This window comes from Mycobacterium venezuelense, assembly GCF_054919535.1.
Genome location: NZ_JBONDW010000014.1, coordinates 64,358 through 87,502, shown reverse-complemented (window position 1 = coordinate 87,502; position 23,145 = coordinate 64,358). Strand labels below are relative to the sequence as shown.

Here is a 23,145-nt window from a genome sequence, read left to right as displayed (position 1 = left end):
GCGCAAGGGGGTGTGACGTGTTAGACCAGGAAACGGCACGGGAGCGGGCGCTCGAGGCAGCCGAAGAGCTGTTCTATACGCGGGGAATCCAGGCGGTCGGCATGGATTCGGTGCGCAACGCCTCCGGGATATCCCTCAAACGCCTGTACCAGCTGTTCCCGTCGAAGGAAGAACTTGTCCTGCACTTCCTGCGGCAGCGCGATACGCGATGGCAGCGGGCATTGGTCGACCATGTCGAGGCGCAGAAGCCGGACGAGCGAATCACCGCGGTGTTCGACTGGCTCTACAACTGGTTTTCCGAACCCGACTATCGCGGGTGCGCCTTCATCAACTCGTTCGGCGAACTCGGTGGGGTCTCACCTGCGGTCGCCGAGGAGGCCCGCGTGCACAAGAAGGCATTTCACGACTACCTCGCCGGCCTTGCCGACGCCGCCGGGCTGCCACGCACTGTCGCGGATCAGCTCGCACTCCTCGCCGAGGGCGCGATCACCACGGCGGCGATCTTCGGTACACCCAAGCCGGCACAGCACGCACGCGAGGCCGCGCAAGTCTTGATGCGGGCGTCCGGCTAGATCGGAACGGCCGGCCCGGCCCAAACGTCACATGGGCTCGACGGCGGGCGGCTTCCAGGTGTTTTCGGTGATTCCCGGTTCGCCCCAGTAGGCGCGTATGTAGAGGGAGAACGGGCCTTCGGGGGCCGGTAGCCAGTTCGACTCTTGCTCCGGCCCAGGGGTTTTCGCTCCGGCGAAGAGGGTAAGTGATCCATCCTGGCCCCGCGTGAGCGTTTTGTTCTTGGTGCCCAACGAGTATCGGTTCAATTGATTCGGATGGAAGAAATGCTTGTCGTTGTAGAGCGTCAACGACCAGAACCCTTTCACCGGAGGCTCTTGCCCGGCGGGGAATGTGACCCGGTAGCTGCGGTTGCCGTTCAGCGGGGCGCCGGTGGAGTCACGATCTGTGTAGAAGTACTGCGTTTCGTTCGGGCGGTTTTCGAACATGTTGGATTTGGATGTTGCGGTCCGGTTGAAATAGTCGAGGCCGTACGTCGCGTTGTTGACCGACCGGTTCCAGTTGTTGCCGACGGGTACGCCGTTGTGCATCCACTGCAGAAACGGCGTGATGACGTCGGCTTCGCTGGCTATCGCGGTGTCGGTGAGATCCCTCTTGACTGCGGAGTCCTTGGCGGCATCGAGGACCGCCTTGAACTGTGCGTAAAGGGCTTCTTCACCCGGCAGCGGCGCAACCGTGTCCAGAACCGTGCCGATCTGATCGAAGAACTGCTCGGGGACAACCCATTTGGTCTCTCCGCCGCCGTCCGTGGGCGGTGTCGGAAGGCTCGGAAGTTTGGCCCACTCGACGGTCTTCATCGTTCCGTCGAACTCGCCCAGCGGGTAGATGTTGATTTGGTTGATCACCGACTGGATGGCGGCGCGGTCCTCGGGTGTGTCGTCCATGAACACCCGGGGGATTCCGGCGGCCAGGGCGGTCGACGACCGCAGCACCGCTTCCACACCGTCTGGCTTGTCGCCCTTCCAATTGGGGCCGGCAAGGAGGTAGAAACCCGGTTTCGAACCATACGGTTTACCGAGCTCGCCGAATTGATCGGTGCGTTGGTCGTAAAGGGCGTACACCCAGAACCGGTCACCGAAATCCGGGACCTGAATGATGACGGGCTCTTCGTCGAGCGACATGTAGGACAGTCCGTACACGACATCCTGATTCGGGCATGCGATGAACGTCTGTGCAGGATCGATGTAATCCGACAGCATGGCGAGGCGGCCGCGCGGAGCGGCCGGCAGTACGCCGTTGAGACGTCCAGGGTGGGGCGCCTGCGTTATGGCGGCGTTGCGATTGAACATGTTCACCAGCGGCCAGCCCCACACATATGCCATCTGACCGATGGTTCGCGTGTAGCCGGGCTGCATGATCACGCCGGGTTCCGGTTGCGTCATTTTCGCCGACGCCTCGGGCGCGTCTGGCTGCGCCGACGTCGTCGTCGTCGACGCTGGAGTCGCGCCCTCGCGTGAGCACGCGGCCAGTGCCGCCCCGGCACCGAGCGAGGCGGCAGCCAATCCCGCCGCTCCGATTGCCGATCGCCGTGTCAGATGCCAATTCATGTGAAATGCCTTCCGTTTCGGTTTCGGCCAGGTGCTTCATAGCGGAAGTTCGGCATCGAAATTGGCTTTCAGCCACACCGCCATGATGTGCGGCGAAAACCGATGGGAAGCAGACATTTTGATCTGCGCCGCCACGAGACTGCCACACATCTATCCCAGTCTGGCACGCCGCGACTCCGAATATGCCGATTCAAGCCCGAATTGACGCGGCGAAATGCTCCAGGTCCTCAAGAGTCGCGTCGACGTGCGGCGAGATCCGCAGCACCGGTTTGGTCATCTCGAACGGCGCACGCATCACCTCGCACACCGTGGTGACGATGCCGCGTTCTGCGATCAGCCAGGCGCGGACCTTGGTGGGATCGGCACCGTCGGTCGGTTCCAGGGTGGTGATCGCGGTGGGCTCGTCGACGGATTCGACGACGCGCCAACCGGATACATCGGCCAGGACTGTGCGGGCGGTGCGCCCCACCTCCGCGAGCCGACCACGCACGAGTTCCGGCCCGGCCGCGAGATGCTCGCCGATCGCCACCGAGAACCCGATACGGGCCGCGGCATTGTGTTCGCCATGCTCGAAGCTCTGAAGCACGCCTACCGGCACATCCCAATCCGCAGGAGGCATTTGTCGTCGCAGACGTTCGGCCAGTTCCGGCCGCACGGCCAGGACTCCGACGCCGCGCGGCCCGGCCAACCACTTGCGCGACGACGAATACACGGCGTCGGCGCCGACGTTGCAATCCAGATGGCCGAGTGCCTGCGCGGCGTCGATCACGATCGGGATGCCCTCGGCACGGCAGGCAGAGACGAACTCGGCGACCGGTTGCGCGACGCCCCGGTGGCTCGCCAGCGCGGTGAAATGTACGAGAGCCGGAGGATCTGCGGCGAGCTGACGGATGGCCTCGTCGACAAGCACCCGGCCATCGCTGTCGACCGCCAGCGCACGGACCTGAAATCCGTTGGCTGCCATGACCGCGAGGTTCGGCCCGAACTCGCCCGGCAGGCAGGCCAGTGTCCGCTCCCCCGCCCAGCTCGCGAGCAGCAAGCCCAATGAATGGTTGGAACCAGTCGTGTACAGCACGTCCGACGCGTCGAACCCGGTGAGCGCCGCGACCGCGGCGCGTCCGGCGTCGAGTACGGGAGCGGCGGCCTCGAGCGCGACGTATCCGCCCACCTCGGCTTCGTGGCGGGCATGCGCGGTGGCGGCATCGATCACCGCGAAGCTCTGCCGCGAGCACGCGCCACTGTCGAGATGTAAGCCGGCGACCTTGGGGCGGGCATCCCGCCACTGCTGCGCGAGACTCATTTCACCGCCAGCGACAGTCCGAAATCACCTGCCGCGTCGGTCCACCAATGTGTCTGCTGCAGACCGGCTTTCGCGAGCTCTGCGGCGACACCGTCCGGACGGAACTTGCAAGACACCTCGGTCAGCATCTCTTCACCCGCGGCATAGGCCACGTCGAGATCCAATGCTGCGACCCGGACCTGCTGCGGCGCCCGCGCCCGCAACCACATCTCGATGCGCTCCTCGACACTGTTCCACTTCGCGACGTGATCGAAGGCGTTCAAGTCGAAGTCGGCGTCGAGTTCGCGGTTCACCACGGCCAGCACATTGCGGTTGAACGCCGCGGTGACACCTGCACTGTCGTCATAGGCGCGCACGAGCCGCTCGGGATCTTTCACCAGATCAGTGCCGAGCAGCAGGCTGTCGCCAGGCTGGAGAGTGTCGGCAAGGGCGCTCAGGAAGTCCATCCGCGGACCGGGTGTCAGGTTCCCGATGGTCGAGCCGAGGAACACGACCAGCCGCCGCCCGAGTCGCGGGATCTCACCGAGATGCTCTTCGAAATCTCCGCACACCGCATCGATTTCGATGCCGGGATACTCGCGGCCGATCGCGTCACCGGCAGCGCGCAGCACACCGGCGTCGACGTCGAACGGGATGAAGCGGCGCAACGCGCCACCCGCACGCATGGCGTCGAGCAGCATTCGGGTCTTCTCCGAGGTACCGCTGCCCAGCTCGACAAGGGTGTCGGCCCCCGCAGCCGCCACGATCTCGGCGGACCGCTCCCGCAGGATCTGCGCCTCGGTGCGGGTCGGATAGTACTCCGGCAGCCGCGTGATCTGGTCGAACAGGTCACTGCCGACCGAATCGTAGAACCATTTGGGCGGAAGGGTTTTCGGGGTCTGCGTGAGTCCGTCGCGCACATCGCTGCGCAGCGCGGCGGCCGCGGAGTCGGCCGCGAGGTAGTTCGACAGCGAGAGCGTCATGCCGGTCCTTTCAGAGGTGTCAGCTCGACGTGAGAGTCATGCACGTGGACCAGGTGGCGGTCCGGGATGTCCTGCCAGCCGGGATCGTCGTCGTAGGGTTCGCTCGCGAGCACCACGCCGTCCGGGCAACGCAACAGCGACAGCGTGTCGCCCCAGGTCGTGGCGAGCATCCGAGAACCGTTGGCGGCCAATATGTTAAGCCGGGCGTTCGGGTCACGGCCACCGACCTCTACAATCGTGTCGCCCAGCGCGTCGAGGCCGCGTTCGAAGATCAGTGCCGCGAGCACCGCACTGTCGACGGCGGATTCGGCATGCGCGGTCAGCGGCAGAACCGCGCGGTCGACGAGGCCGTTGTGCGACAGCAGCCACTGGCCGTCGCTGAACGGAGCCGACGCCGACGGTTCGATCGGCATGCCGATGGTTGCCGACCGCACCGCGGCCACGATGCAGCCACTGCGCAGCGCAGGCGCGACCGACGCGAACGAGGCATCGCCCCACAGTGGTTTGTCGCTGCGCCAGCGCGCGGGCCGCCCCGTCGGCAGATCAGGCGAGAAAAAGCCCGCACCCCAGCCGTCGGCGTTCATCAGGCCGTGCTTCTGTCGCCGTGGCGCATAGGACTGCACCAGCAGCGCCTGCGGCGGGTCGAGCACGAGCGAGGCCACCGATCGGGGTTCGCCGAGCCAGCCCAGGTGTCGGCACATTACGAGGCGTCCCAGGCCAGCCGCACACCCGAGAAGATCTGCCGCCGGATCGGATGGTCCCAGTTGCGGAAACTCGGCCGCAGGATGCTGGGCGCGACGGCCCAGGATCCGCCCCGCAGCACTTTGTAATCGCCGTCGAAGAACGGCTCGGTGTAACGGTCGTACACCATCGGCGTGAAGCCCGGCCACGGCCGCAACGGTGAGCTCGTCCACTCCCATACGTCGCCGAGCATCTGCTCGACGCCGTAGGCCGACGCGCCGTTCGGATACGCACCGACAGGTGCGGGCCGGAGCGCATCGCCGCCGAGGTTGACGAGCATCTCGGTCGCCTCTGTTGCGCCCCAAGGGAATCGGCGCCGGCCGCCGGCGACGGGATCCCACGCGCAGGCTTTCTCCCACTCGACCTCGGTCGGCAGCCGCGCACCCGCCCAGGCCGCGTAGGCCTCGGCTTCGAAGTACGTCACATGCTGAACGGGTTCGTCGGGCGGGATCGACTCGACATGGCCGAACCGGGTGCGGGTGCCGTCGGCGTTCCAGAACTGCGGGGCGGTCAGACCCGCATCCTGCCGATGCGCCCAGCCACGTTCGGACCACCACCGCGGCTCGTCGTATCCGCCGTCGGCGATGAACTCACGCCATTCGCCGTTCGTCACCGGCACGCGGCCGATGCGGAACGACGCCACGTCGACGACGTGCGGCGGCCGTTCGTTGTCGAGTGAATGCGGTTCGGTGAACTCGTCCACCCCGAGCACGAACGGCCCGCCCGGGATCAGCACCGAGGTGCCCGCCACCGACGGCCGGCCTGCGGGCAGGGCCGAGCCGGTGTCGAGTATCGCCTGGCCTTGCCGAAGATTGAGTGCCTGCAGCATGGTCTCGTCGTGCTGGTTCTCGTGGCTGATCACGAGGCCGAAGTTGAACCCGGCATCATCGTCATGCAGCGCGTCGAGGGCGTCGAGCGCTTTGGAGCGCACCGTTGCGCAGTAGGCGCGCGCATCGGCCGGCGGAAGCAGTGGCAGGTCGACACGGCTCGCACGCGAATGCACGAATGCGTCGTACAGCCGGTCCACCTCGGGCGTCAGCATCCCTGGCCGGTCCGGGTTGCCGTCGCGCAGCAACCACAGTTCCTCCTGCTGCCCGATATGGGCCAGATCCCACACCAGCGGACTCATCAGCGGGTTGTACTGGCGGTGTAGTTCTGCGTCGTCGAAGTCGACCAGCCGCAGGGTCCTCTCCCGGGCTCTCGTGAGCTCTCGGGCCAGCATCTCGCGTGTGGTCAAAGCTCACCTTTCGCCAGTTGGCTCACCGCGGCGGCGATTCCGTGTTGGACTACCCGATCCGCGAAGTCGTCAGCCGGGCACCGTCCCTGTTCGACCGAACGCACCAAAAGCCGCATCGATTCCTCAAGTTCGGCCGGTGCCCGCTCAGCCGCGGCCTGTACGCACGTCACCGCCGCGGCATGCAGGTGGCGATCGGCCAGGCCGGCCTGGGCGGCACGATCCCATGCGGTGGCGACCGGTTCGGTGGCCTGTGTCGCGATCTCGGCGGCGGCCGGATCGTCGAGCAGCGTGGTGAGGGCGAACACCGCAGCGGGCCACAGTGCGTCCGGCACGCTGTCGAGGTAGCGGATCTCCAGCCAGCGACGCGGCCGCACCGGCGGGAAGAGCGTCGTGAGGTGGTAGTCGAGGTCGGCTTCGGTCGGGCGGCGGCCACCCAGCACCGCCCGGCCATCGGCCCAGTCGGCGAACGGAACCCAGTTCGTCACCGGCACCGCGTCGGGCGAGTTGACCAGCATCACGGGCGCCCGCAACGCATAGCGCGCCCAATCGCTGGCCGGATCGTCGCCGTCCACACCGAGGATCGGCCCGCACCTGGCGGAATCCAGCTGACCCCATACCCGCTGGCGCGTGGAACTCCAGCCGGTGAACTGCCCGCCCAACACCGGCGAATTCGCGGTGATGGCGATCATCATCGGGCCGAGGGCATGCGCGAGCCGCACGCGATCGGCCCACCCGGCACGGGGTCCGGCGTCGAGGTTGACCTGAACCGAGGCCGTCGACGTCATCATCGCGGCACCCGGTTCGGCCGACCCGCTTGCCGCGAAGAACTGCTCCATCGCCTGATAACGCCGCCCCGGGTTGACGCGCTGCGTCGGCCGCAACGGATCGGTGCCGAGCAGTACGAGGCCCAGACCTGCCCGCGCGAACGCCGTGCGCAGCACGGCCCGGTCGGCCAACAGTGCGTTGATGGCCGCCATCGGGCCATCGAACGGCGGTCCGGACAGTTCGACGGCGCCGCCGGGTTCGACCGTGATCCGGCTGCCCCCTGGCAGCGGCGGCACGGTCGCGATCACCGCCGAAAGCTCGTCCCAGCCGGGACGGCGCATCGGATCGGTGAGGTCGTAACAGTGCGCTTCGATCTCCAGACCCACCCGGCCGGCCGGCCCGTCCTGCAGGCAACTTTCACCGACATGTGCTGCGGCTTGTTCTGCGCTGGTGAACTCCTTGGGTGGTAAGCGGCCTGCGTCAACTCTGATGGGTACGGCCATGGCAACACCCCTCCCGGTCCTTACCGGTGTCGGACCGTCTGGTGTCCTCTATCTTCCAGATGGCACCGACAAGTCGCGACCCCCTTATTGCCCGAGCGTGTTCTGCATCGCGCCGGCCAGCACATTGACCGCGGGGCCGCCGTTGCCGGACTGGCACACTTTTGCCTGCAGCAGCACATTTTCGCGCTTGCGCGTGGTCGTGAAACAGCGGCGGTCGGTGCCGGCCTCCTGTTTGACCCAATCGGCGTCGGTTGCGCCGGCCGGCCCACCGGTGAACGTCCACACCTCGTTGACGAAGTTGTCGAGATGCATCGTCGTCGTCTGGCCCGAGCAGCCGACCGTCCGGTCGACGACACGGTGGAACGCCCGATCGGCCGCATCGGGGTTCGCGAAGACACCGACGGCCTGCTTGACGAGATGAGTGTCGTCGCCCGCGGCGGTCTGGGTCGTTGCGCCGTTGAACGACGCCAGATCCGGGTCGTTGTACACCTCGGGCAGCCCGACGTCGGCCCAGTTGTTGCATACCGGGTTGTCCACCGAGAACGCCTGGAACGGTTCGGTGAACTCGGCTTCCCACCGCATCGGGGCGCCGACGATGTTGCCAACCGAACCCTTCGGCATGACGGCGTAGGACACCACACCCGGATCCGACGGACGTGCACCCGCAGGTGCCGCCAAGGCCAACGCGAGACCAGCCACCCCGAGACCCACAGTCACGGCACGCATGGGCTCGATCATGCCAGTCAGTACACGGTGCGGGTGCAATAGGTCCGGGCGGGCGACGGGTACGGCCACGCGAATTGCCCCGCCGCAGTTGGACATGCGGCCTGGTTACGGACGTCGAGCCGCTGCGTCACCTGCACCAACACCCCCTGACCGCGGTCCGCGCAGTCGGCCAGCTCGACGACCCCGGCAGGCAGGCCGAGTTCATAGCAGTGATCGGCAACGAGGTTGGGCACGAGGCACAGACGGGCGGTCGACGGGTCGGCGTACTCGGCGGGCAGATGCTGATATTCGCTGCTCGGGCAGGCTCCATTACCGTCGGCGATCGCACCGACCGTGTAGCTCGGGTCCGTGCTGCAGTCGACCTCGGCGGCGCGGACCACCTCGGGCGCTGACGGCGTCCCCGCCGGGACGCGCACGCAATCCCCGACGGCAAAGACCATCACCGCGCCGCGTTGCGGTTCGGCGCCTCGCAGGCCACAGCCGCTGGCCGCCAGCAGGACCGCCAGCAGCGCAACGAGAACCCGACCGCGCGTCATGGTTAGCGAGAATCTCACGATTCGGGCTGCCATGCCCATGGCTTCGGATGAAAAGCAGAAGCCCCGGCCACCGAGGGGTCGTGGCCGGGGCGTCCTGCGGGCTGCAGATGTGGTCTAGGCGGTGCTGCGATTCTCCTGGCAGTCTGCGCAGAGTCCCCAGAAGACGACCTCGGCCTCATCGACCGTGAAGCCACCGAGGTGGGAGGGCTCCAGGCATGGGGTCTCCCCCACTGTGCAATCGACGTCCGCCACCCGGCCGCATACTCGGCACACCAGGTGGTGGTGGTTGTCACCCGTTCGGGTCTCGTACCGGGCCGACGAACCGGCAGGCTCGATCCGGCGGACGAGACCGGCATTGACACAGGCGCGAAGCACGTCGTACACGGCCTGGGTGGACACCGATCCCAGATTCTGGCGAACCCGGCCTGCCACATCGTCTGCAGTCGAATGCGGCTGGGCAGCCAGCGCCTCCAGCACCGCGACTCGCGGCGCAGTCACCCGCAACCCGACGGCCCGCAACAGGGCCTTCGGGTCGTGGTCATGCACCGTGGTCACGAATCCAGTATGCGCGCATTTTCTGGAATCGGTCAAAAAGAGCGGTTGTGATTATGGTCGCGCCGGTGCGGTCGGCGTCGGCGCCTCCGGACGGTCCGGTGCCGACGGCGGACGGAACTCCGGTCCACCGCCCGGTCCGAACGGGGGGAACATCCGCTCGGCGGGCGCCATCATGGGCGGCGGTCCGCCACGGTGGAACATCATGACGCCGTGACGATCGCCGTGACCGCCGCGGTGGTGGTCACCGCCACCGGAATGGGCGCCGAGGACGAACCCCGTCCCGAAGATCACGGTGACGATGAAGACGACGCCCGCGACGATGCCGACCCATGCGGCGGCTTGGACGACACGGCTCTGCCTGCGCTCGGGCACGACGGGTGTCGCGGGGGCTTGGGCGACCGGCTCAGAGGTGACAACCGGACCGGTCGGGGGCTCGGACGTAGCTGGTGTTTCTGTCATGCCACGAGCATGCGAGCGCTATTCAGGTGCCGATCAAGAATCAGCTATGAATCAGCTATGAAACGCAGCGCCGGTAGCGCCCGCCGGGCCCGGTAGCGCGCCCGACCACAGGTGCCCTGAACGCCGCGTCACTCCCAGGGTTTGATCGGATTCACGACGTACTGCAGCACGCGGTACGGCGTTCCGCCGCGCGGCGTGGTGTTCCACTGACTGACGAACACGCGGACCTCATCCAGGGTCGAGCCAGGGGAAATGTAGCCGCCGTACGGCTGGGCCAATCGGTTGATCTCGGGCGGGGGCAGCGCCTCGGCCGGATCCGGCCACTCGCCGGCGACCACGACCGTCGTCACCGGCGCGGTCCCCAGCCCGGTCGGATCGTCGGCGACCCGCATCTCCATGTTTCCCGTGCTCGCGTTGAAATACGACAGCACCGACTTGCCGTCGATCTGCCGGATGCTCATCTCCCCCACCCGGTCGGCCCACAGCGCGGTCGGCGGCTTACCCCAGCCGGCTCCAGGTGCCGCGGACCAGCCCTGCCAGGCCGCCCGGTCGGTGAACGTCTGCGGCGTCGCCCGGTACAGGAACACCGGACCGCTGCGGTCGAAGTTGTTGGCGACGATGTAGACCCACCCGCGCGGCGAATCCGGAGTGGGGATCGGGTCGTAGTACCCGCTGATCTGTGACTGCGCACCGCCCAGATACGACGCGTCCCGCGCCGAACCGGCAATGGTCGGCCAGTTTCCTTGCGCCGCATCGGCTTTCACCAGCCGCGAGGTCTGCGGCACCAGGTTTCGCGTGGTGGTCACCATCATGTAGTTCTCGCGGTTGATGGCCACGACACCCGCGGGAAGCTGGGAACCACCCGGCGGTGTCGCATCGGCCAGCAGCGGTTTGTCGACCCCGCTGACGCCGTCGTAGCGGACCCCGGCCGGATCGTCGATGGATTCGGGCTCGACGTGCAGCGCGATGGGTGAGTACCAGCCACCGAATCCCACGGCCTGACCGGCGAAGCTGTCACCACATACCTGCAGCACCCGGCTCGGGAACTCCATGAACTCACACAGATCGGTCGCGCCGATACCGTAATCGCCTGTCGGCGTGCCGGTTCCGGCTATCGGCCCGATGCGCAGCACCTGGCCGGGCGCCAGTTTCGGCAGAACCGGCTCAGGCCACGGCTCCGGTGGATTCGCGTACGCCACCGCCGCCTGCCACACCGACGCAGCGATGAGCACCGCGGCAGCGGAGAACCAGCGGGCCACCCGAAAGGGTCAGAGCTCGGCGGCCAGCAACTCGGCGATCTGAATGGTGTTCAGCGCCGCACCTTTTCGCAGGTTGTCGCCGGACACGAACAGCGCGAGACCGCGCCCTTCGGGCACACCGGGATCCTGGCGGATGCGGCCGACCAGTGACTCGTCGACACCGGCGGCGGCGAGCGGCGTCGGCACGTCGACGACCTTGACCCCGGGCGCCGACGCCAGCAGCTCCGTCGCGCGCGACACCGAAAGCGGTTCGGCGAACTCGGCATTGATCGACAGCGAGTGACCGGTGAACACCGGAACCCGGACGCACGTGCCGGAGACGAGCAACTCGGGAATGCCGAGAATCTTGCGGCTCTCGTTGCGCAGTTTCTGGTCTTCGTCGGTCTCGCCCGACCCGTCGTCGACCAGGGAACCGGCCAGCGGAACGATGTTGAACGCGATCGGGGCGACGTACTTGACGGGCGCGGGGTAATCGAGCGCGGACCCGTCATGCACCAACTGCTCGACACCGTCGATCACCGCACGCGCCTGCGAAGCCAGCTCTTCGACACCGGCCAGGCCACTGCCTGACACAGCCTGATAGCTCGACACGATGAGCCGGGTCAGGCCCGCTTCGTCGTGCAGCGGCTTGAGCACCGGCATCGCGGCCATCGTGGTGCAGTTCGGGTTGGCGATGATGCCTTTAGGACGTCGCCCGGCGTCGCGCGCGAAGTTGACCTCGCTGACGACCAGCGGCACGTCGGGATCCTTGCGCCAGGCCGACGAGTTGTCGACGACGACTGCACCGGCCTCGGCGAATCGCGGCGCCTGCACACGCGACATCGTCGCGCCCGCGGAAAACAGCGCGATGTCGAGGCCGGACGGGTCGGCCGTCTCGCTGTTCTCGACCTCGATCTCCTGGCCGCGGAACGGCAGCTTCTTGCCCTCGGACCGCGCGGATGCGAAGAACCGCACCGAGCTGGCCGGGAAGTTGCGCTCTTCCAGCAGGGTGCGCATGACCTGGCCGACCTGGCCGGTGGCTCCGACGACTCCGATGTTGACCATCTAACGCCCCGTTCCGCCGTAGACCACGGCCTCGTCGTCGCTGCCGAGGCCGAACGCCTCGTGCAACGCCGAGACGGCCTTGTCGAGTTCGGTGTCCTTGATCAGCACCGAGATGCGGATCTCCGAAGTCGAGATCAGGTCGATGTTGACGCCAACCTCGGCCAGCGCCTCGCAGAACGTCGCGGTGACGCCGGGGTGGCTGCGCATGCCCGCGCCGACGAGCGACACCTTGCCGATGTGATCGTCGTACAGCACCTGGCTGAACCCGATCTCTTCCTTGAGGGCGGTCAGCTTCTCCACCGCACCGGGACCGCTTTCGCGCGAGCAGGTGAAGGTGATGTCGGTCTTGCCGTCTTCGATCTTGGAGATGTTCTGCAGCACCATGTCGATGTTCACGTCGGCCTCGGCAACCGCACGGAACACCTTGGCGGCGTAGCCGGGCACGTCGGGAAGCCCCACCACCGTGACCTTCGCCTCGCTGCGGTCGTGGGCTACTCCGGTCAGGATGGCGTCTTCCATGGGGATGTCCTCGATCGATCCTTTGACAATGGTGCCGGGCTTGTCCGAATACGACGAGCGGACGTGTATCGGAACGTTGTACCGGCGGGCATATTCCACGCAGCGCAGCATCAGCACCTTGGCACCGCATGCCGCCATCTCCAGCATTTCCTCGAACGACACGGTGTCGAGGTGGCGGGCGTTGGGCACGATGCGCGGATCGGCGGTGAAGATGCCGTCCACGTCGGTGTAGATCTCGCAGACGTCGGCATTCAGTGCGGCGGCGAGGGCCACCGCGGTGGTGTCGGAACCGCCGCGCCCCAGCGTGGTGACGTCCTTGCTGTCCTGGCTGACGCCCTGGAATCCGGCGACAAGCACGATCTGGCCCTCGTCGAGCGCATCGCGCAACCGGCCCGGGGTGACGTCGATGATCTTGGCGTTGCCGTGCGTGCCGGTGGTGATCACGCCGGCCTGTGACCCGGTGAACGAGCGGGCCTGCGCGCCGAGCGACTCGATGGCCATCGCGACCAGCGCGTTGGAGATGCGCTCACCGGCCGTGAGCAGCATGTCCATCTCACGCGGCGGCGGCGCGGGCGAGACCTGGCGCGCCAGGTCCAGCAGGTCGTCGGTGGTGTCGCCCATCGCGGAGACGACTACGACGACGTCGTTGCCTGCCTTCTTGGTCTCCACGATCCGCTCGGCGACCCGGCGGATCCGCTCGGCATCCGAAACCGAGGATCCGCCGTATTTCTGTACGACGAGCGCCACTGTCTGCCCTTCAAAAGCTGGGAATGAGTCGCATCAAGGATAAGGGAGACACGCATCCGATTTTGTCCGCCGGTAGCTTGGCGGACGTGCCCGAGGCCCCGAGCGACCGGCTGGCCACCACCAGCGTCCCGATCCACCGCGATCTCGCAGCCCGCTGGAGCCCGCGCGCCTTCGACCCCGAAGCCGTCGTCACTGGTGAGCAGCTCACCGCGGTGCTGGAAGCCGCGCGCTGGGCGGCCACGTGGGGACATCGGCAGCCCGTGCGGTTTGTGGTCGGCACGCGAGACGACGAGACGTTCGCCACACTCGCCGGCCTGCTGAAGCGCGGCAACAGCTACGCCAACGCCGCCGGCGCCCTGATCCTGGTCTGCGCCGACGAAGGTGAGGACGAGCGCACCGCGCTGTATGCGGCCGTCGACGCAGGCGCCGCGATCGCCCAGCTGACCGTCGAGGCGGTTTCGCGCGGACTGATCGCGCACCCGATGGCGGGGTTCGACGTCGACCGCGCGCGGACCGCGTTCGGGATTCCCGACGGCGTGCGGCCGCTGACGGTCGTCGCGGTCGGACGGCTGGGCGACTACGCGGCCGTGGACGAAGCCATCGCCGAGCGCGACAGCCGGCCACGCGAGCGGCTGCCGCTCGACGAGATCGCGTTCAGCGCCCACTGGGGCACGCCGCTGCGCTAGACGGTCCACCAGTTCGCGCCGTCGGAGATGACGTCGAACACATCGCCCCCGCCCGGCAACCGCACATGCCGCTGGCCGTCGACCTCTTGGCCGCTCGGCGCGATCAACCGGCTCGCGCCGATGGCGAGGTTCTTGACGGTGTAGCGGTTGACGTTGCCGACGGCGCTGGGCAGTGTCGCCTCGGCGCCATGGTCGAGCAGGTACACGTACTCGGTGCCCGGTGCGGCGGCCATCGTGACATGGTCGCTTACGGAGATCACCACGCGCGTAGGCAGATTCGCCGAGGTGTTGCCTGCGATGCCGACGTTGTGGCCGGAGGCCCTGACCGCCGCGACACTGAAACCGTTGTTGTCCCATTGGTTTCCGGAGATCGCGAGGTCGTCGACGTACTCGGCGTCCACCGCATACGACCACCCGGCGCCCTCGTCCTCGTTGGCGATGAAGTTGCCGGTGATGTTGAAACCCTTGGTGCGGCGGTCGGCGTCTCGGGAGTAGATGCCGATCGCCGGGTAGGCGTCGGGCGCACCCTTGCCGCCGTTGGTGATGTTGTTGGCGACGATCTGCACCTGGGGGCTGTCCGACTCCAGCCAGGGCGGCATCGTGTAGATGATCGCCTCACGCCGGGCCCCTTCGCAGATGTTGCCGACGATCGTCAGCGATTTGTTGCCGCGCAGCTCGATGTTGTTCTGCGGCGAGCCGTTCAGGTGATTGGCGAGGATGCGGACCGGACCGCTCTCCACCGACAGGTTGGGCCCGGTCGAGCCGATGTTGTTGTTGGCGATCCACGAGTCGTAGAACAGATAGGTCGTGTAAATGCCGTAGCCCGTGGACTGTTCGACGAAGTTGTCGTCGATCCAGTTGAGCAGACCTTCGGCCGTGGCGTTGAGCCGCATGCCGTAGTCGGTCCAGCCGCGCACGCGGCAATGCCGGATGTAGCTCTTGTCGAGATCCACGTCGAGCCCGGGCCCGCCCTGGGAATTCGCGTCCAGCACCAGATTTTCGATACGGCACTCGATCCATCGTCCAGAGACGGGCGCGAAGTTTCCGGTCGCCAGCAGGCGCGCGGCCCGCTCACCATCCCCCAACAGCCAGACTCTCGCGAGTCCCGCCTGGTCCCCGACCGAACCCGAAAGCGCGTAGTCGCCTGCGGGAAAGAACACCGTGCCGCCCGAGTCGGCAACGGCACGAATGGCGGACTGCACCGCCGCGTAATCGTCGGTCACACCGTCGCCGGTTGCGCCGTGAGAGCGGACGTCCACGACTGCCATCGGCCAATGGTAGGTGTGCGCGCGTCGAATCAGGTTTAACGCGCCCGCAACACGCGATGACTGTCCACGTAACAGAAACATCGGTTACTGCCGGTGATCGGCCCGTCCGGGCCGCCACCCCCAGGAGATGTTTGATGGATACAGGAACCACGGCATTCATGCTGTGCTGCATCATCGGCCTCACGCTGATGATTCCCGGCCTCGCGCTGTTCTACGGCGGCATGGTCTCGGTCAAAAGCTCGACCAACATGATGATGATGACCTTCGGTGCGGTAGCTGTTGTCGGCCTGCTGTGGGTCCTGTTCGGGTTCTCGATGGTCTTCGGCACGTCCTATGGCGGATTCGTCGGCAGCTTCACCGAATTCGCCGGCATGACGAACCTGACCGAACCGATGACGACCGTCGACGGGCTGCCCATCAGTTTGTTCTCTCTGTTCCAAGCCTTGTTCGCGGCGATCACCGTCGCGCTCATCTCCGGTGCGGTCGCCGACCGGATGAAGTTCGGCGCCTGGATGATCTTCGCCGCGGTCTGGGCCGTGCTGGTCTACTTCCCCGTCGCACACTGGGTGTTCGCCTTCGACGGCGTCGTCACCGAGAACTCGGTCGGCGGCTGGATCGCCAACAAGCTCCACGCCATCGACTTCGCCGGCGGCACCGCGGTGCACATCAATGCCGGTGCGGCGGCCCTGGCGGTCGCGATCGTGCTGGGCAAGTCGGCCATGTTCGGTCAGCTGCGCAAGCCGCACAACGTTCCACTGACGCTGCTCGGCGCAGGCATGCTGTGGGCCGGCTGGTATGCGTTCAACGGCGGATCCGCTCTGGCCGCGGGCAATTCGGCCGCGATCGTCATGGTCACCACATTCGTCGCGACCTGCGCCGCGGTGCTGGCCTGGCTGGCCGTCGAGAAGTTCAAGACGGGCCACGTCACCGGTGTCGGCGCGGCGTCCGGCGCGATCACCGGCCTGGTGGCGATCACGCCCGCGTGCGGTGCGGTCACCCCGATCGGCGCGATCTTCGTCGGCGGCATCGCGGGCGCGATCTGCGTGTACGCGGTCGGCCTCAAGGACAAGTTCGGTTACGACGACTCGCTGGACGTGGTCGGCGTGCACCTGGTCGGCGGTGTCGTCGGCACGCTGTTGATCGGGTTCTTCGCCAGCGAAGGCATGCCCAACGCCGTCAACGGCCTGCTCTACGGCGGTGGTATCGACCAGCTGTGGCGGCAGGCCGTCGCGGCCGCCGCGGTGATGGCCTACTCGTTCGTGGTCGCCTATGCCATCGCGTTCGCGATCAAGAAGACCATGGGCATCCGCATCTCGCCCGACGAGGAGGAGAAGGGTATCGACTCCAAGTTCCACCGGGACTCGGCGTACGAGCTCGAATTCGCCTGATCTGAACGATGATTCCCCGGCCCGGCCGCCGCGGACGATTTTCGCGGCGACCGGTCACCGGGGTTTCGTCGGCTTGCTGAAGTTTCCCACTGTGATACATTGATTCCCGACAAGAGACGAAAGTTCTGGAGCCATGACCCTCGATCTCGCCACTCTCGCCGAACAGTCCGGCACGAAGTTCATCCTCGCCCTGTTCGTGGACCTGCGCGGAAAGCCTTGCGCCAAGCTCGTTCCCGTTGAAGCCATCGATATGCTGGCCACCGAGGGCGTCGGTTTCGCGGGCTACGCCGTTGGCGCCATGGGCCAGGAGCCCAAGGATCCGGACCTGATGGCGATTCCGGATCCCGCGTCGTTCACGCCGATCCCGTTCATCAAGGAGGGCCTCGCCCTCGTGCACTGCGATCCGCACGTGGAAGGCAAGCCGTGGCCGTATGCGCCGCGCGTCATCCTCAAGGGGCTCATCCAGCAGGCCTCCGACGCCGGATTCGAGCCGTGGGTCGGTGCGGAGGTCGAGTATTTCCTTTTGCGCCGCAACGCCGATGGCAGTCTGGTGACCGCCGACGCCGCCGATACCGCCGCCCAGCCGTGTTACGACGCGCGCGGGGTCACCCGGATGTATGACCACCTCACCGCGATCTCCACGGCGATGAACCAGCTGGGTTGGTCCAACTACGCCAACGACCACGAGGACGGCAACGGCCAGTTCGAGCAGAACTTCGAGTTCGCCGACGCACTCACGACGGCCGACCGCGTGATCACGCTGCGTTACCTGCTGTCGATGATCGCGGCCGAACGCGACATGGTGGCCACGTTCATGCCCAAGCCCTTCTCCGACCGCACCGGCAGTGGCCTGCACTTCCATCTGTCGCTGACCAGCGGCGGCAACCCGGTGTTCCCTTGCGAGACCGACGAGCGGGGATTGGGACTGTCGGAGACGGCGTACGCGTTCATCGGCGGCATCCTCGACCATGCGTGCGCGCTGCAGTCCGTCGTCGCGCCAACGGTCAACTCCTACAAGCGAACCGGTGCGGTCAGCACCGCGTCGGGCGCCTCCTGGGCACCCCGCAAGCCCAGCTACGGCGGCAACGACCGCACGCACTACATCCGCGTACCCGACAACCAGCGCATCGAACTGCGCGGCGGGGACGGGTCGGCCAACCCGTATCTGGCGATCGCGGCGGCGCTCGGCGCCGGATTCGACGGCATCAAACGCAGTGTCGACCCGGGCGCCATTGGCACCCAGGGTGTCTCGGCCCTACCGCCCACGCTGCTGCACGCGGTCGACGCACTCGAAACCGATCCGGTGGTCGCAGGCGTGCTCGACGTCGCTGGCGACGGTGTGGCCACCTATTTCGCGAACGTCAAGCGCGAGGAGTTCTTCACCTACCACGGCGCCGTCACGCCGTGGGAGATCGACACCTATCTGACGGCCTTCTGAGAGGACAGCAAGAATGTGCGGGATCGTGGGGTTGCACCTGCGCACACCGGAGCTCTATCCCCGGTTGGGTGAACTACTGAGCGGCATGCTGGGTGAGATGTCGGACCGGGGCGCCGATTCGGCGGGCGTCGCGGTCTACGGCGACCCGGTGTGGTCGCCACCAGGACGCGGATGCGTCTCGGTGACCGACCTGCCCGAGCAGCCCGATCTCGGCCCGGATGTCGACGTGGTGCAGGTTGATTCGACCTATCTGCTGTCATCCGACGAGGGTTCCGAGGCTCTGTTCGAGCGCGTCAAAGCGGCATATCCGCAGGCGCTGATCGCGGGCTTCGGCGCCGATCTGGCCGTGCTCAAGGGCGTGGGCCACCCCCGCACGCTGACCGACGCGTGGGGTCTGGCCAAGGCCCAGGGCTGGCAGGGCGTGGGGCACACCCGGATGGCCACCGAGTCGGCCGTGACGCCGTCGGGTTGCCATCCGTACACGGTGGGGCCGCAGCAGTGCCTCGTGCACAACGGATCCTTCGCAAACCACGCCACGATCCGGCGCGAACTCCGCCGTGCCGGTGTCGAGTTCGACAGCGAGAACGACACCGAGGTGGGCGCGCGGTTCGTCGCACAGCAGCTGGCGGCGGGCCGCGATGTGGAAAGCGCGCTGAAGGAACTGTGTGTCACATTCGACGGTTTCTACACGCTGTTGGTGTCCAACCACGATTCGTTCGCGGTGGTGCGTGACGCGATCGCCTGCAAGCCCGCGGTGATCGCCGAGACCGCCGACTGGGTCGCGATGGCGAGCGAGTACCGGGCCCTCTCGGGGCTGCCCGGCGTCGAATCCGCCAAGATCTGGGAACCCGAACCGGAGGTCGTCTACGCATGGACCAGGTAACTCTCACCGCGACCGGATTCGACCTGCGCACAACACCTTTGCGTGAGGTCAACACCGCACTGCACGAGCCCGGCATCGACGGCGAGTTCGTGATCGAGCATCCCGCCGGTGCCCACAACGTGGCGGTCGGCCTCAACGCGCCGGTCACCGTGACCGTCGAGGGACATGTCGGCTACTACGCGGCCGGGATGAATCAACTCGCCGACATCACCATCAACGGCAATGCAGGCACCGGCGTTGCCGAGAACATGATGAGCGGCACCGTGCGGGTCAAGGGCAACGCGTCGCAGTCGGCCGGTGCGACCGCACACGGCGGCCTGCTGGTCATCGAGGGCGACGCCGCGGCGCGCTGCGGCATCTCGATGAAGGGCGTCGACATCGTGGTGGGCGGCGACATCGGTCACATGAGCGCGTTCATGGCGCAGGCCGGCCGTCTGGTGGTCCGCGGCAATGCCGGTGAGGCCCTTGGCGACTCGATCTATGAGGCACGCATCTACGTGCGCGGCGATGTCGCGTCGCTGGGCGCGGACTGCGTCGCCAAACCGATGCGGCCCGAACATCACGCCGAGCTGTCGGAGCTATTGGCGGCGGCGGGTTATGACGACGACACCGCGGACTACGCCCGCTACGGCTCGGCCAGAAACCTCTACCACTTCCACGTCGACAATGCGAGTGCCTACTGATGACGTTCACGACAGACGATCGCGCCCGGCTCGGCCTGCGCGAATCCGCCACCTTCGACCGCCCCACGATCGCCGCGATCCAACGCGCCGCCGAGACCGGCATCTACGACATCCGTGGCTGGGGCGCCAAGCGACCGCTGCCACATTTTGATGACCTGCTGTTCCTCGGGGCGTCGATGTCGCGCTATCCCCTCGAGGGTTACCGCGAGCGCTGCGGCACCGACGTGGTGCTCGGTGACCGCAACGCCAAACATCCACTGCATCTCGATATCCCGGTCACCATCGCGGGTATGAGCTTCGGCGCGTTGTCCGGCCCGGCCAAGGAGGCACTGGGCCGCGGAGCCAGCGAGGTCGGAACGTCGACCACCACCGGCGACGGCGGCATGACGCCCGAGGAACGCGGGCAGAGCAAGTACCTCGTCTACCAGTATCTGCCGTCGCGCTACGGGATGAATCCCGACGATCTGCGCAAGGCCGACGCGATCGAGGTGGTGCTCGGCCAGGGCGCCAAACCGGGCGGCGGCGGAATGCTGTTGGGCCAGAAGATCTCTCCACGCGTCGCGGGTATGCGCACGCTGCCCGAGGGCATCGATCAGCGTTCGGCGTGCCGCCATCCGGACTGGACGGGACCCGACGACCTCACCATCAAGATCAATGAACTGCGCGAGATCACCGACTGGGAAAAGCCCATCTACGTCAAGGTCGGCGCGACCCGCACGTACTACGACGTCAAGCTCGCGGTGCACGCCGGAGCCGACGTCGTGGTCGTCGACGGCATGCAGGGCGGAACGGCAGCCACCCAGGATGTGTTCATCGAACACGTCGGCATCCCGACGCTCGCGGCGGTCCCGCAGGCCGTGCAGGCGTTGCAGGAACTGGGAGTTCACCGAGCCGGGGCGAGCGGAGCTTGCGGAGCGACGGGAACTAAGGGTGTGCAGTTGATCGTGTCGGGCGGGATCCGCTCGGGCGCCGACGTCGCCAAGGCGCTCGCACTGGGCGCCGACGCCGTCGCGATCGGCACCGCCGCGCTCATCGCGCTCGGCGACAACCATCCGCGCTACGCCGCAGAGTACGAAAAACTCGGCAGTGCAGCCGGTTTCTACGACGACTTCCAGGATGGCCGGGACCCCGCCGGCATCAGCACGCAGGACCCGGAGTTGGCAGCGCGCTTCGACCCGGTCGAGGGCGGCAGGCGGCTGGCCAACTATCTGCGGGTGCTGACGATGGAGGCGCAGACCATCGCGCGGGCCTGCGGCAAGGCGCACGTCTGCCATCTCGAGCCCGAGGACCTCGTCGCGGTCACGATCGAGGCGGCTGCGATGGCGCGCGTTCCGCTCGCCGGCACCAACTGGATTCCGGGCTCGTGAACACCGCGGACGTCGTCATCGTCGGCGGGGGGCTGGAAGGCGCCGCGGCGGCGTGGGCACTCAGTCAGCGTGGCGTGACCGATGTGCTCGTCGCCGAACGCAACACCGTCGGATCTGGCATGACCGGCAAGTCGAGTGGGATCGTGCGCTGCCACTACGGGGTCAGCTCATTGGCCGCGATGGCCGCGGTCGGCCTTGAGGTGTTCGAGAAACCTCAAGCTTTTCTGGGAGATCAGGCCACCGACATCGGCTTCCGCCAGACCGGTTACGTCGTCGGCGTCGGCGAACCCAACGTCGACGCCCTGCGCAGGAGCCTGGCCGCGCAACGCGAGGTCGGCGTGCAGACCGAGGAGATCGACAAGTCCGAGGTCGCCAAGCTCTGGCCGTGGGCCGATCTCAGCCCGTTCGCGGCGTTCGGCTGGGAAGCCCGCGGTGGCTACGGCGACGCCTATCAGACCGCGCAGGCGTTCGCGATCTCGGCCAGAGCGGCCGGTGTGCGAATTCGGCAGGGCTGCAACGTCACCGACGTGCTGATCGACGGCAACAAGGTCACCGGCGTGCGGCTGGCCGACGGCACGGCGATCTCGGCGGGCACCGTCGTCGTCGCCACCGGGGCGTGGACCCGCCCGTTCCTGTTGCCCTACGGCATCGACGTCCCGATCCGGGTCGTGCGCGAACAGATCGTCACCATCTCCCCCGGTCTGGATATCGGCAAGGTTCCCGTGTTCTCCGATCTGGTGTCGCTGCAGTACGTGCGCCCGGAACTGGGTGGAGAAATCCTCTTCGGCAACAGCGATCTCGCGCACTGTGAGGAGGCCGATCCGGACGACTACCTCAATCGGGCCACCGACGGCTTCGTCGACCTCACCGTCGAGAAGGTCGGCAACCGCTTCCCCGGTCTGCCGAACGCCTCCATCACCGGCAGCTACGCGGGCTGCTACGACGTCACCCCGGACTGGAATCCGGTCATCTCGGCGACCGGCATCGAGGGTCTCATCGTCGCGGCGGGCTTCAGCGGGCACGGGTTCAAAATCGCGCCCGCGGTCGGCAGGCTCGTTGCCGATCTGGTGATCGACGGTCGCAGCGCCGACCCGCGGATTCCGGAGACCGATTTCCGGTTGAGCAGGTTCGCCGAGGACAATTTGCTGAAGAGCCCGTATCCATACGTCGGAGCGGGAGAGATGCGCTGAGGACAAGGGGGCACAGATCGCATGAGCGACGTTCCGCTACTCCGTAACAAGTCGGGAACGGCTCGCGACCGCGATCCGCACGAACCGGTCGAGGAGCTCGAGTTCGAGGCCGCGATCGGGCGCAACGTCCGCCAGCTCCGTCAGCAGCATGGGCTCACGGTCGCCGAGATGGCCGCGCGCGTCGGCATCTCCAAGGCGATGATGAGCAAGATCGAGAACGCGCAGACCTCCTGCAGCCTGTCGACCCTCGCGCTGCTCGCCAAGGGTCTCGATGTACCGGTCACGAGCTTGTTCCGCGGCGCCGACGTCGAGCGTCCCGCGGCATTCGTGAAAGCCGGCACCGGCCCGGAGATCGTGCGCAACGGCACCAAACAGGGCCACGAGTACCAGCTGCTCAGCTCGCTGCGCGGCGAGCACAAGCGGCTGGAATGCCTGCACGTCACCCTCACCGAGAAGAGCCAGACCTACCCGCTGTTCCAGCACCCGGGCACCGAGTTCATCTACATGCTCGAAGGCGTCATGGACTACAGCCACAGCCGTTCGGTGTACCGGCTGCAGCCGGGCGACTCTCTGCAAATCGACGGCGAAGGCGCACACGGGCCGGTCGACTTGGTCGAGCTACCGATCCGCTTCCTGTCGGTGATCGCGTTCCCCGATTCACAGGTCTGACGAGAAGGCTTACCGGGCCGCAATTTTCGCGCGCGTCAAGATCGATTTCCGCCACGCGCCGGTGGCAACGTCGCTAAAGTCACACCCGACAAAGGGGACAGCC

23 protein-coding genes are annotated in these 23,145 nt (G+C 66.9%); 9 read left to right on the top strand and 14 right to left on the bottom strand.

All coding sequences use genetic code 11. The features are described 5' to 3' along the window. The first annotated feature begins 17 nt into the window (after positions 1-17). Positions 18-572, top strand: coding sequence for a TetR/AcrR family transcriptional regulator (locus ACRCUN_RS22255; RefSeq protein WP_462143794.1), 555 nt, complete (start codon positions 18-20; stop codon positions 570-572). Positions 573-599: 27 nt separating this feature from the next. Here ACRCUN_RS22255 and ACRCUN_RS22250 read toward each other — a convergent pair whose 3' ends face one another. The 13 genes from ACRCUN_RS22250 to ACRCUN_RS22190 all read right to left on the bottom strand — a co-directional run bounded on the left by ACRCUN_RS22250 (position 600) and on the right by ACRCUN_RS22190 (position 13,470). Beyond that, positions 600-2,117: a DUF1254 domain-containing protein gene (locus ACRCUN_RS22250; RefSeq protein WP_462143793.1), complete on the bottom strand. Its 1,518-nt coding sequence runs from the start codon at positions 2,115-2,117 to the stop codon at positions 600-602. Between the two features lie 190 nt (positions 2,118-2,307). Then, complete coding sequence (gene egtE / locus ACRCUN_RS22245) at positions 2,308-3,417, bottom strand: ergothioneine biosynthesis PLP-dependent enzyme EgtE (protein WP_462143792.1); 1,110 nt, start codon at positions 3,415-3,417, stop codon at positions 2,308-2,310. Beyond that, on the bottom strand, positions 3,414-4,379 hold the full coding sequence (egtD, locus tag ACRCUN_RS22240) for an L-histidine N(alpha)-methyltransferase (protein ID WP_462143791.1): 966 nt from the start codon (positions 4,377-4,379) through the stop codon (positions 3,414-3,416). Before egtD ends, egtE begins: the two co-directional genes overlap by 4 nt. Beyond that, positions 4,376-5,080 (bottom strand): ergothioneine biosynthesis protein EgtC, encoded by a 705-nt coding sequence (gene egtC / locus ACRCUN_RS22235; protein WP_462143790.1) that lies wholly within the window; start codon positions 5,078-5,080, stop codon positions 4,376-4,378. Before egtC ends, egtD begins: the two co-directional genes overlap by 4 nt. Beyond that, positions 5,080-6,357, bottom strand: coding sequence for an ergothioneine biosynthesis protein EgtB (egtB, locus tag ACRCUN_RS22230; RefSeq protein WP_462143789.1), 1,278 nt, complete (start codon positions 6,355-6,357; stop codon positions 5,080-5,082). Before egtB ends, egtC begins: the two co-directional genes overlap by 1 nt. Further along, positions 6,354-7,625, bottom strand: coding sequence for an ergothioneine biosynthesis glutamate--cysteine ligase EgtA (gene egtA / locus ACRCUN_RS22225; RefSeq protein WP_462143788.1), 1,272 nt, complete (start codon positions 7,623-7,625; stop codon positions 6,354-6,356). Before egtA ends, egtB begins: the two co-directional genes overlap by 4 nt. Before the next feature lie 84 nt (positions 7,626-7,709). After that, complete coding sequence (locus ACRCUN_RS22220; RefSeq protein ID WP_462143787.1) at positions 7,710-8,351, bottom strand: sensor domain-containing protein; 642 nt, start codon at positions 8,349-8,351, stop codon at positions 7,710-7,712. 17 nt (positions 8,352-8,368) lie between these two features. Beyond that, positions 8,369-8,887 (bottom strand): hypothetical protein, encoded by a 519-nt coding sequence (locus ACRCUN_RS22215; protein ID WP_462143786.1) that lies wholly within the window; start codon positions 8,885-8,887, stop codon positions 8,369-8,371. A gap of 114 nt (positions 8,888-9,001) precedes the next feature. Then, entirely contained in the window at positions 9,002-9,442 is a 441-nt protein-coding gene (locus ACRCUN_RS22210; RefSeq protein WP_462143785.1) for a Fur family transcriptional regulator, read from the bottom strand. Between the two features lie 51 nt (positions 9,443-9,493). Then, positions 9,494-9,901, bottom strand: a complete 408-nt coding sequence (locus ACRCUN_RS22205; RefSeq protein WP_462143784.1) for a hypothetical protein — start codon at positions 9,899-9,901, stop codon at positions 9,494-9,496. A 128-nt stretch (positions 9,902-10,029) separates the two neighbouring features. After that, on the bottom strand, positions 10,030-11,127 hold the full coding sequence (locus tag ACRCUN_RS22200; RefSeq protein ID WP_462143898.1) for a DUF4185 domain-containing protein: 1,098 nt from the start codon (positions 11,125-11,127) through the stop codon (positions 10,030-10,032). Positions 11,128-11,169: 42 nt separating this feature from the next. Next, positions 11,170-12,204 (bottom strand): aspartate-semialdehyde dehydrogenase, encoded by a 1,035-nt coding sequence (locus tag ACRCUN_RS22195; protein WP_462143783.1) that lies wholly within the window; start codon positions 12,202-12,204, stop codon positions 11,170-11,172. Then, positions 12,205-13,470 (bottom strand): aspartate kinase, encoded by a 1,266-nt coding sequence (locus ACRCUN_RS22190; RefSeq protein ID WP_462143782.1) that lies wholly within the window; start codon positions 13,468-13,470, stop codon positions 12,205-12,207. An 86-nt stretch (positions 13,471-13,556) separates the two neighbouring features. Between ACRCUN_RS22190 and ACRCUN_RS22185 the strand changes: the two genes are divergently transcribed. After that, on the top strand, positions 13,557-14,156 hold the full coding sequence (locus ACRCUN_RS22185; protein WP_462143781.1) for a nitroreductase family protein: 600 nt from the start codon (positions 13,557-13,559) through the stop codon (positions 14,154-14,156). Here ACRCUN_RS22185 and ACRCUN_RS22180 read toward each other — a convergent pair. Beyond that, entirely contained in the window at positions 14,153-15,424 is a 1,272-nt protein-coding gene (locus ACRCUN_RS22180; RefSeq protein WP_462143780.1) for a right-handed parallel beta-helix repeat-containing protein, read from the bottom strand. The two genes, ACRCUN_RS22185 and ACRCUN_RS22180, sit on opposite strands and share 4 nt — an antisense overlap. Positions 15,425-15,558: 134 nt before the next feature. Between ACRCUN_RS22180 and ACRCUN_RS22175 the strand changes: the two genes are divergently transcribed. From ACRCUN_RS22175 to ACRCUN_RS22145, 7 genes are all read left to right on the top strand, one after another. Then, positions 15,559-16,812, top strand: a complete 1,254-nt coding sequence (locus ACRCUN_RS22175; RefSeq protein ID WP_462143779.1) for an ammonium transporter — start codon at positions 15,559-15,561, stop codon at positions 16,810-16,812. A gap of 133 nt (positions 16,813-16,945) precedes the next feature. Then, complete coding sequence (gene glnT / locus ACRCUN_RS22170) at positions 16,946-18,250, top strand: type III glutamate--ammonia ligase (protein ID WP_462143778.1); 1,305 nt, start codon at positions 16,946-16,948, stop codon at positions 18,248-18,250. A 13-nt stretch (positions 18,251-18,263) separates the two neighbouring features. After that, positions 18,264-19,133: a class II glutamine amidotransferase domain-containing protein gene (locus ACRCUN_RS22165; RefSeq protein WP_462143777.1), complete on the top strand. Its 870-nt coding sequence runs from the start codon at positions 18,264-18,266 to the stop codon at positions 19,131-19,133. After that, a complete protein-coding gene (locus ACRCUN_RS22160; RefSeq protein ID WP_462143776.1) occupies positions 19,121-19,816 on the top strand; it encodes a GltB/FmdC/FwdC-like GXGXG domain-containing protein in 696 nt (231 codons plus the stop codon). Before ACRCUN_RS22165 ends, ACRCUN_RS22160 begins: the two co-directional genes overlap by 13 nt. Next, positions 19,816-21,183, top strand: a complete 1,368-nt coding sequence (locus ACRCUN_RS22155) for an FMN-binding glutamate synthase family protein (protein WP_462143775.1) — start codon at positions 19,816-19,818, stop codon at positions 21,181-21,183. Before ACRCUN_RS22160 ends, ACRCUN_RS22155 begins: the two co-directional genes overlap by 1 nt. Continuing rightward, positions 21,180-22,373, top strand: coding sequence for an NAD(P)/FAD-dependent oxidoreductase (locus ACRCUN_RS22150; protein WP_462143774.1), 1,194 nt, complete (start codon positions 21,180-21,182; stop codon positions 22,371-22,373). Before ACRCUN_RS22155 ends, ACRCUN_RS22150 begins: the two co-directional genes overlap by 4 nt. Before the next feature lie 21 nt (positions 22,374-22,394). Beyond that, positions 22,395-23,042 carry a type II toxin-antitoxin system RelB family anti-toxin gene (locus ACRCUN_RS22145; RefSeq protein WP_067851752.1) on the top strand — a complete coding sequence of 216 codons (648 nt, stop codon included), beginning with the start codon at positions 22,395-22,397 and terminating at the stop codon, positions 23,040-23,042. Positions 23,043-23,145 lie beyond the last annotated feature (103 nt).

What these genes read in the sequence shown, in the direction of transcription:
- ACRCUN_RS22250 (WP_462143793.1), bottom strand. Translation starts at nt 2,117, where the DNA reads ATGAATTGGCATCTGACACGGCGATCGGCAATCGGAGCGGCGGGATTG.
- egtE (WP_462143792.1), bottom strand. Translation starts at nt 3,417, where the DNA reads ATGAGTCTCGCGCAGCAGTGGCGGGATGCCCGCCCCAAGGTCGCCGGC.
- egtD (WP_462143791.1), bottom strand. Translation starts at nt 4,379, where the DNA reads ATGACGCTCTCGCTGTCGAACTACCTCGCGGCCGACTCCGCGGCCGCC.
- egtC (WP_462143790.1), bottom strand. Translation starts at nt 5,080, where the DNA reads ATGTGCCGACACCTGGGCTGGCTCGGCGAACCCCGATCGGTGGCCTCG.
- egtA (WP_462143788.1), bottom strand. Translation starts at nt 7,625, where the DNA reads ATGGCCGTACCCATCAGAGTTGACGCAGGCCGCTTACCACCCAAGGAG.
- ACRCUN_RS22220 (WP_462143787.1), bottom strand. Translation starts at nt 8,351, where the DNA reads ATGCGTGCCGTGACTGTGGGTCTCGGGGTGGCTGGTCTCGCGTTGGCC.
- ACRCUN_RS22215 (WP_462143786.1), bottom strand. Translation starts at nt 8,887, where the DNA reads ATGACGCGCGGTCGGGTTCTCGTTGCGCTGCTGGCGGTCCTGCTGGCG.
- ACRCUN_RS22205 (WP_462143784.1), bottom strand. Translation starts at nt 9,901, where the DNA reads ATGACAGAAACACCAGCTACGTCCGAGCCCCCGACCGGTCCGGTTGTC.
- ACRCUN_RS22195 (WP_462143783.1), bottom strand. Translation starts at nt 12,204, where the DNA reads ATGGTCAACATCGGAGTCGTCGGAGCCACCGGCCAGGTCGGCCAGGTC.
- ACRCUN_RS22180 (WP_462143780.1), bottom strand. Translation starts at nt 15,424, where the DNA reads ATGGCAGTCGTGGACGTCCGCTCTCACGGCGCAACCGGCGACGGTGTG.
- ACRCUN_RS22175 (WP_462143779.1), top strand. Translation starts at nt 15,559, where the DNA reads ATGGATACAGGAACCACGGCATTCATGCTGTGCTGCATCATCGGCCTC.
- glnT (WP_462143778.1), top strand. Translation starts at nt 16,946, where the DNA reads ATGACCCTCGATCTCGCCACTCTCGCCGAACAGTCCGGCACGAAGTTC.
- ACRCUN_RS22165 (WP_462143777.1), top strand. Translation starts at nt 18,264, where the DNA reads ATGTGCGGGATCGTGGGGTTGCACCTGCGCACACCGGAGCTCTATCCC.
- ACRCUN_RS22160 (WP_462143776.1), top strand. Translation starts at nt 19,121, where the DNA reads ATGGACCAGGTAACTCTCACCGCGACCGGATTCGACCTGCGCACAACA.
- ACRCUN_RS22155 (WP_462143775.1), top strand. Translation starts at nt 19,816, where the DNA reads ATGACGTTCACGACAGACGATCGCGCCCGGCTCGGCCTGCGCGAATCC.
- ACRCUN_RS22145 (WP_067851752.1), top strand. Translation starts at nt 22,395, where the DNA reads ATGAGCGACGTTCCGCTACTCCGTAACAAGTCGGGAACGGCTCGCGAC.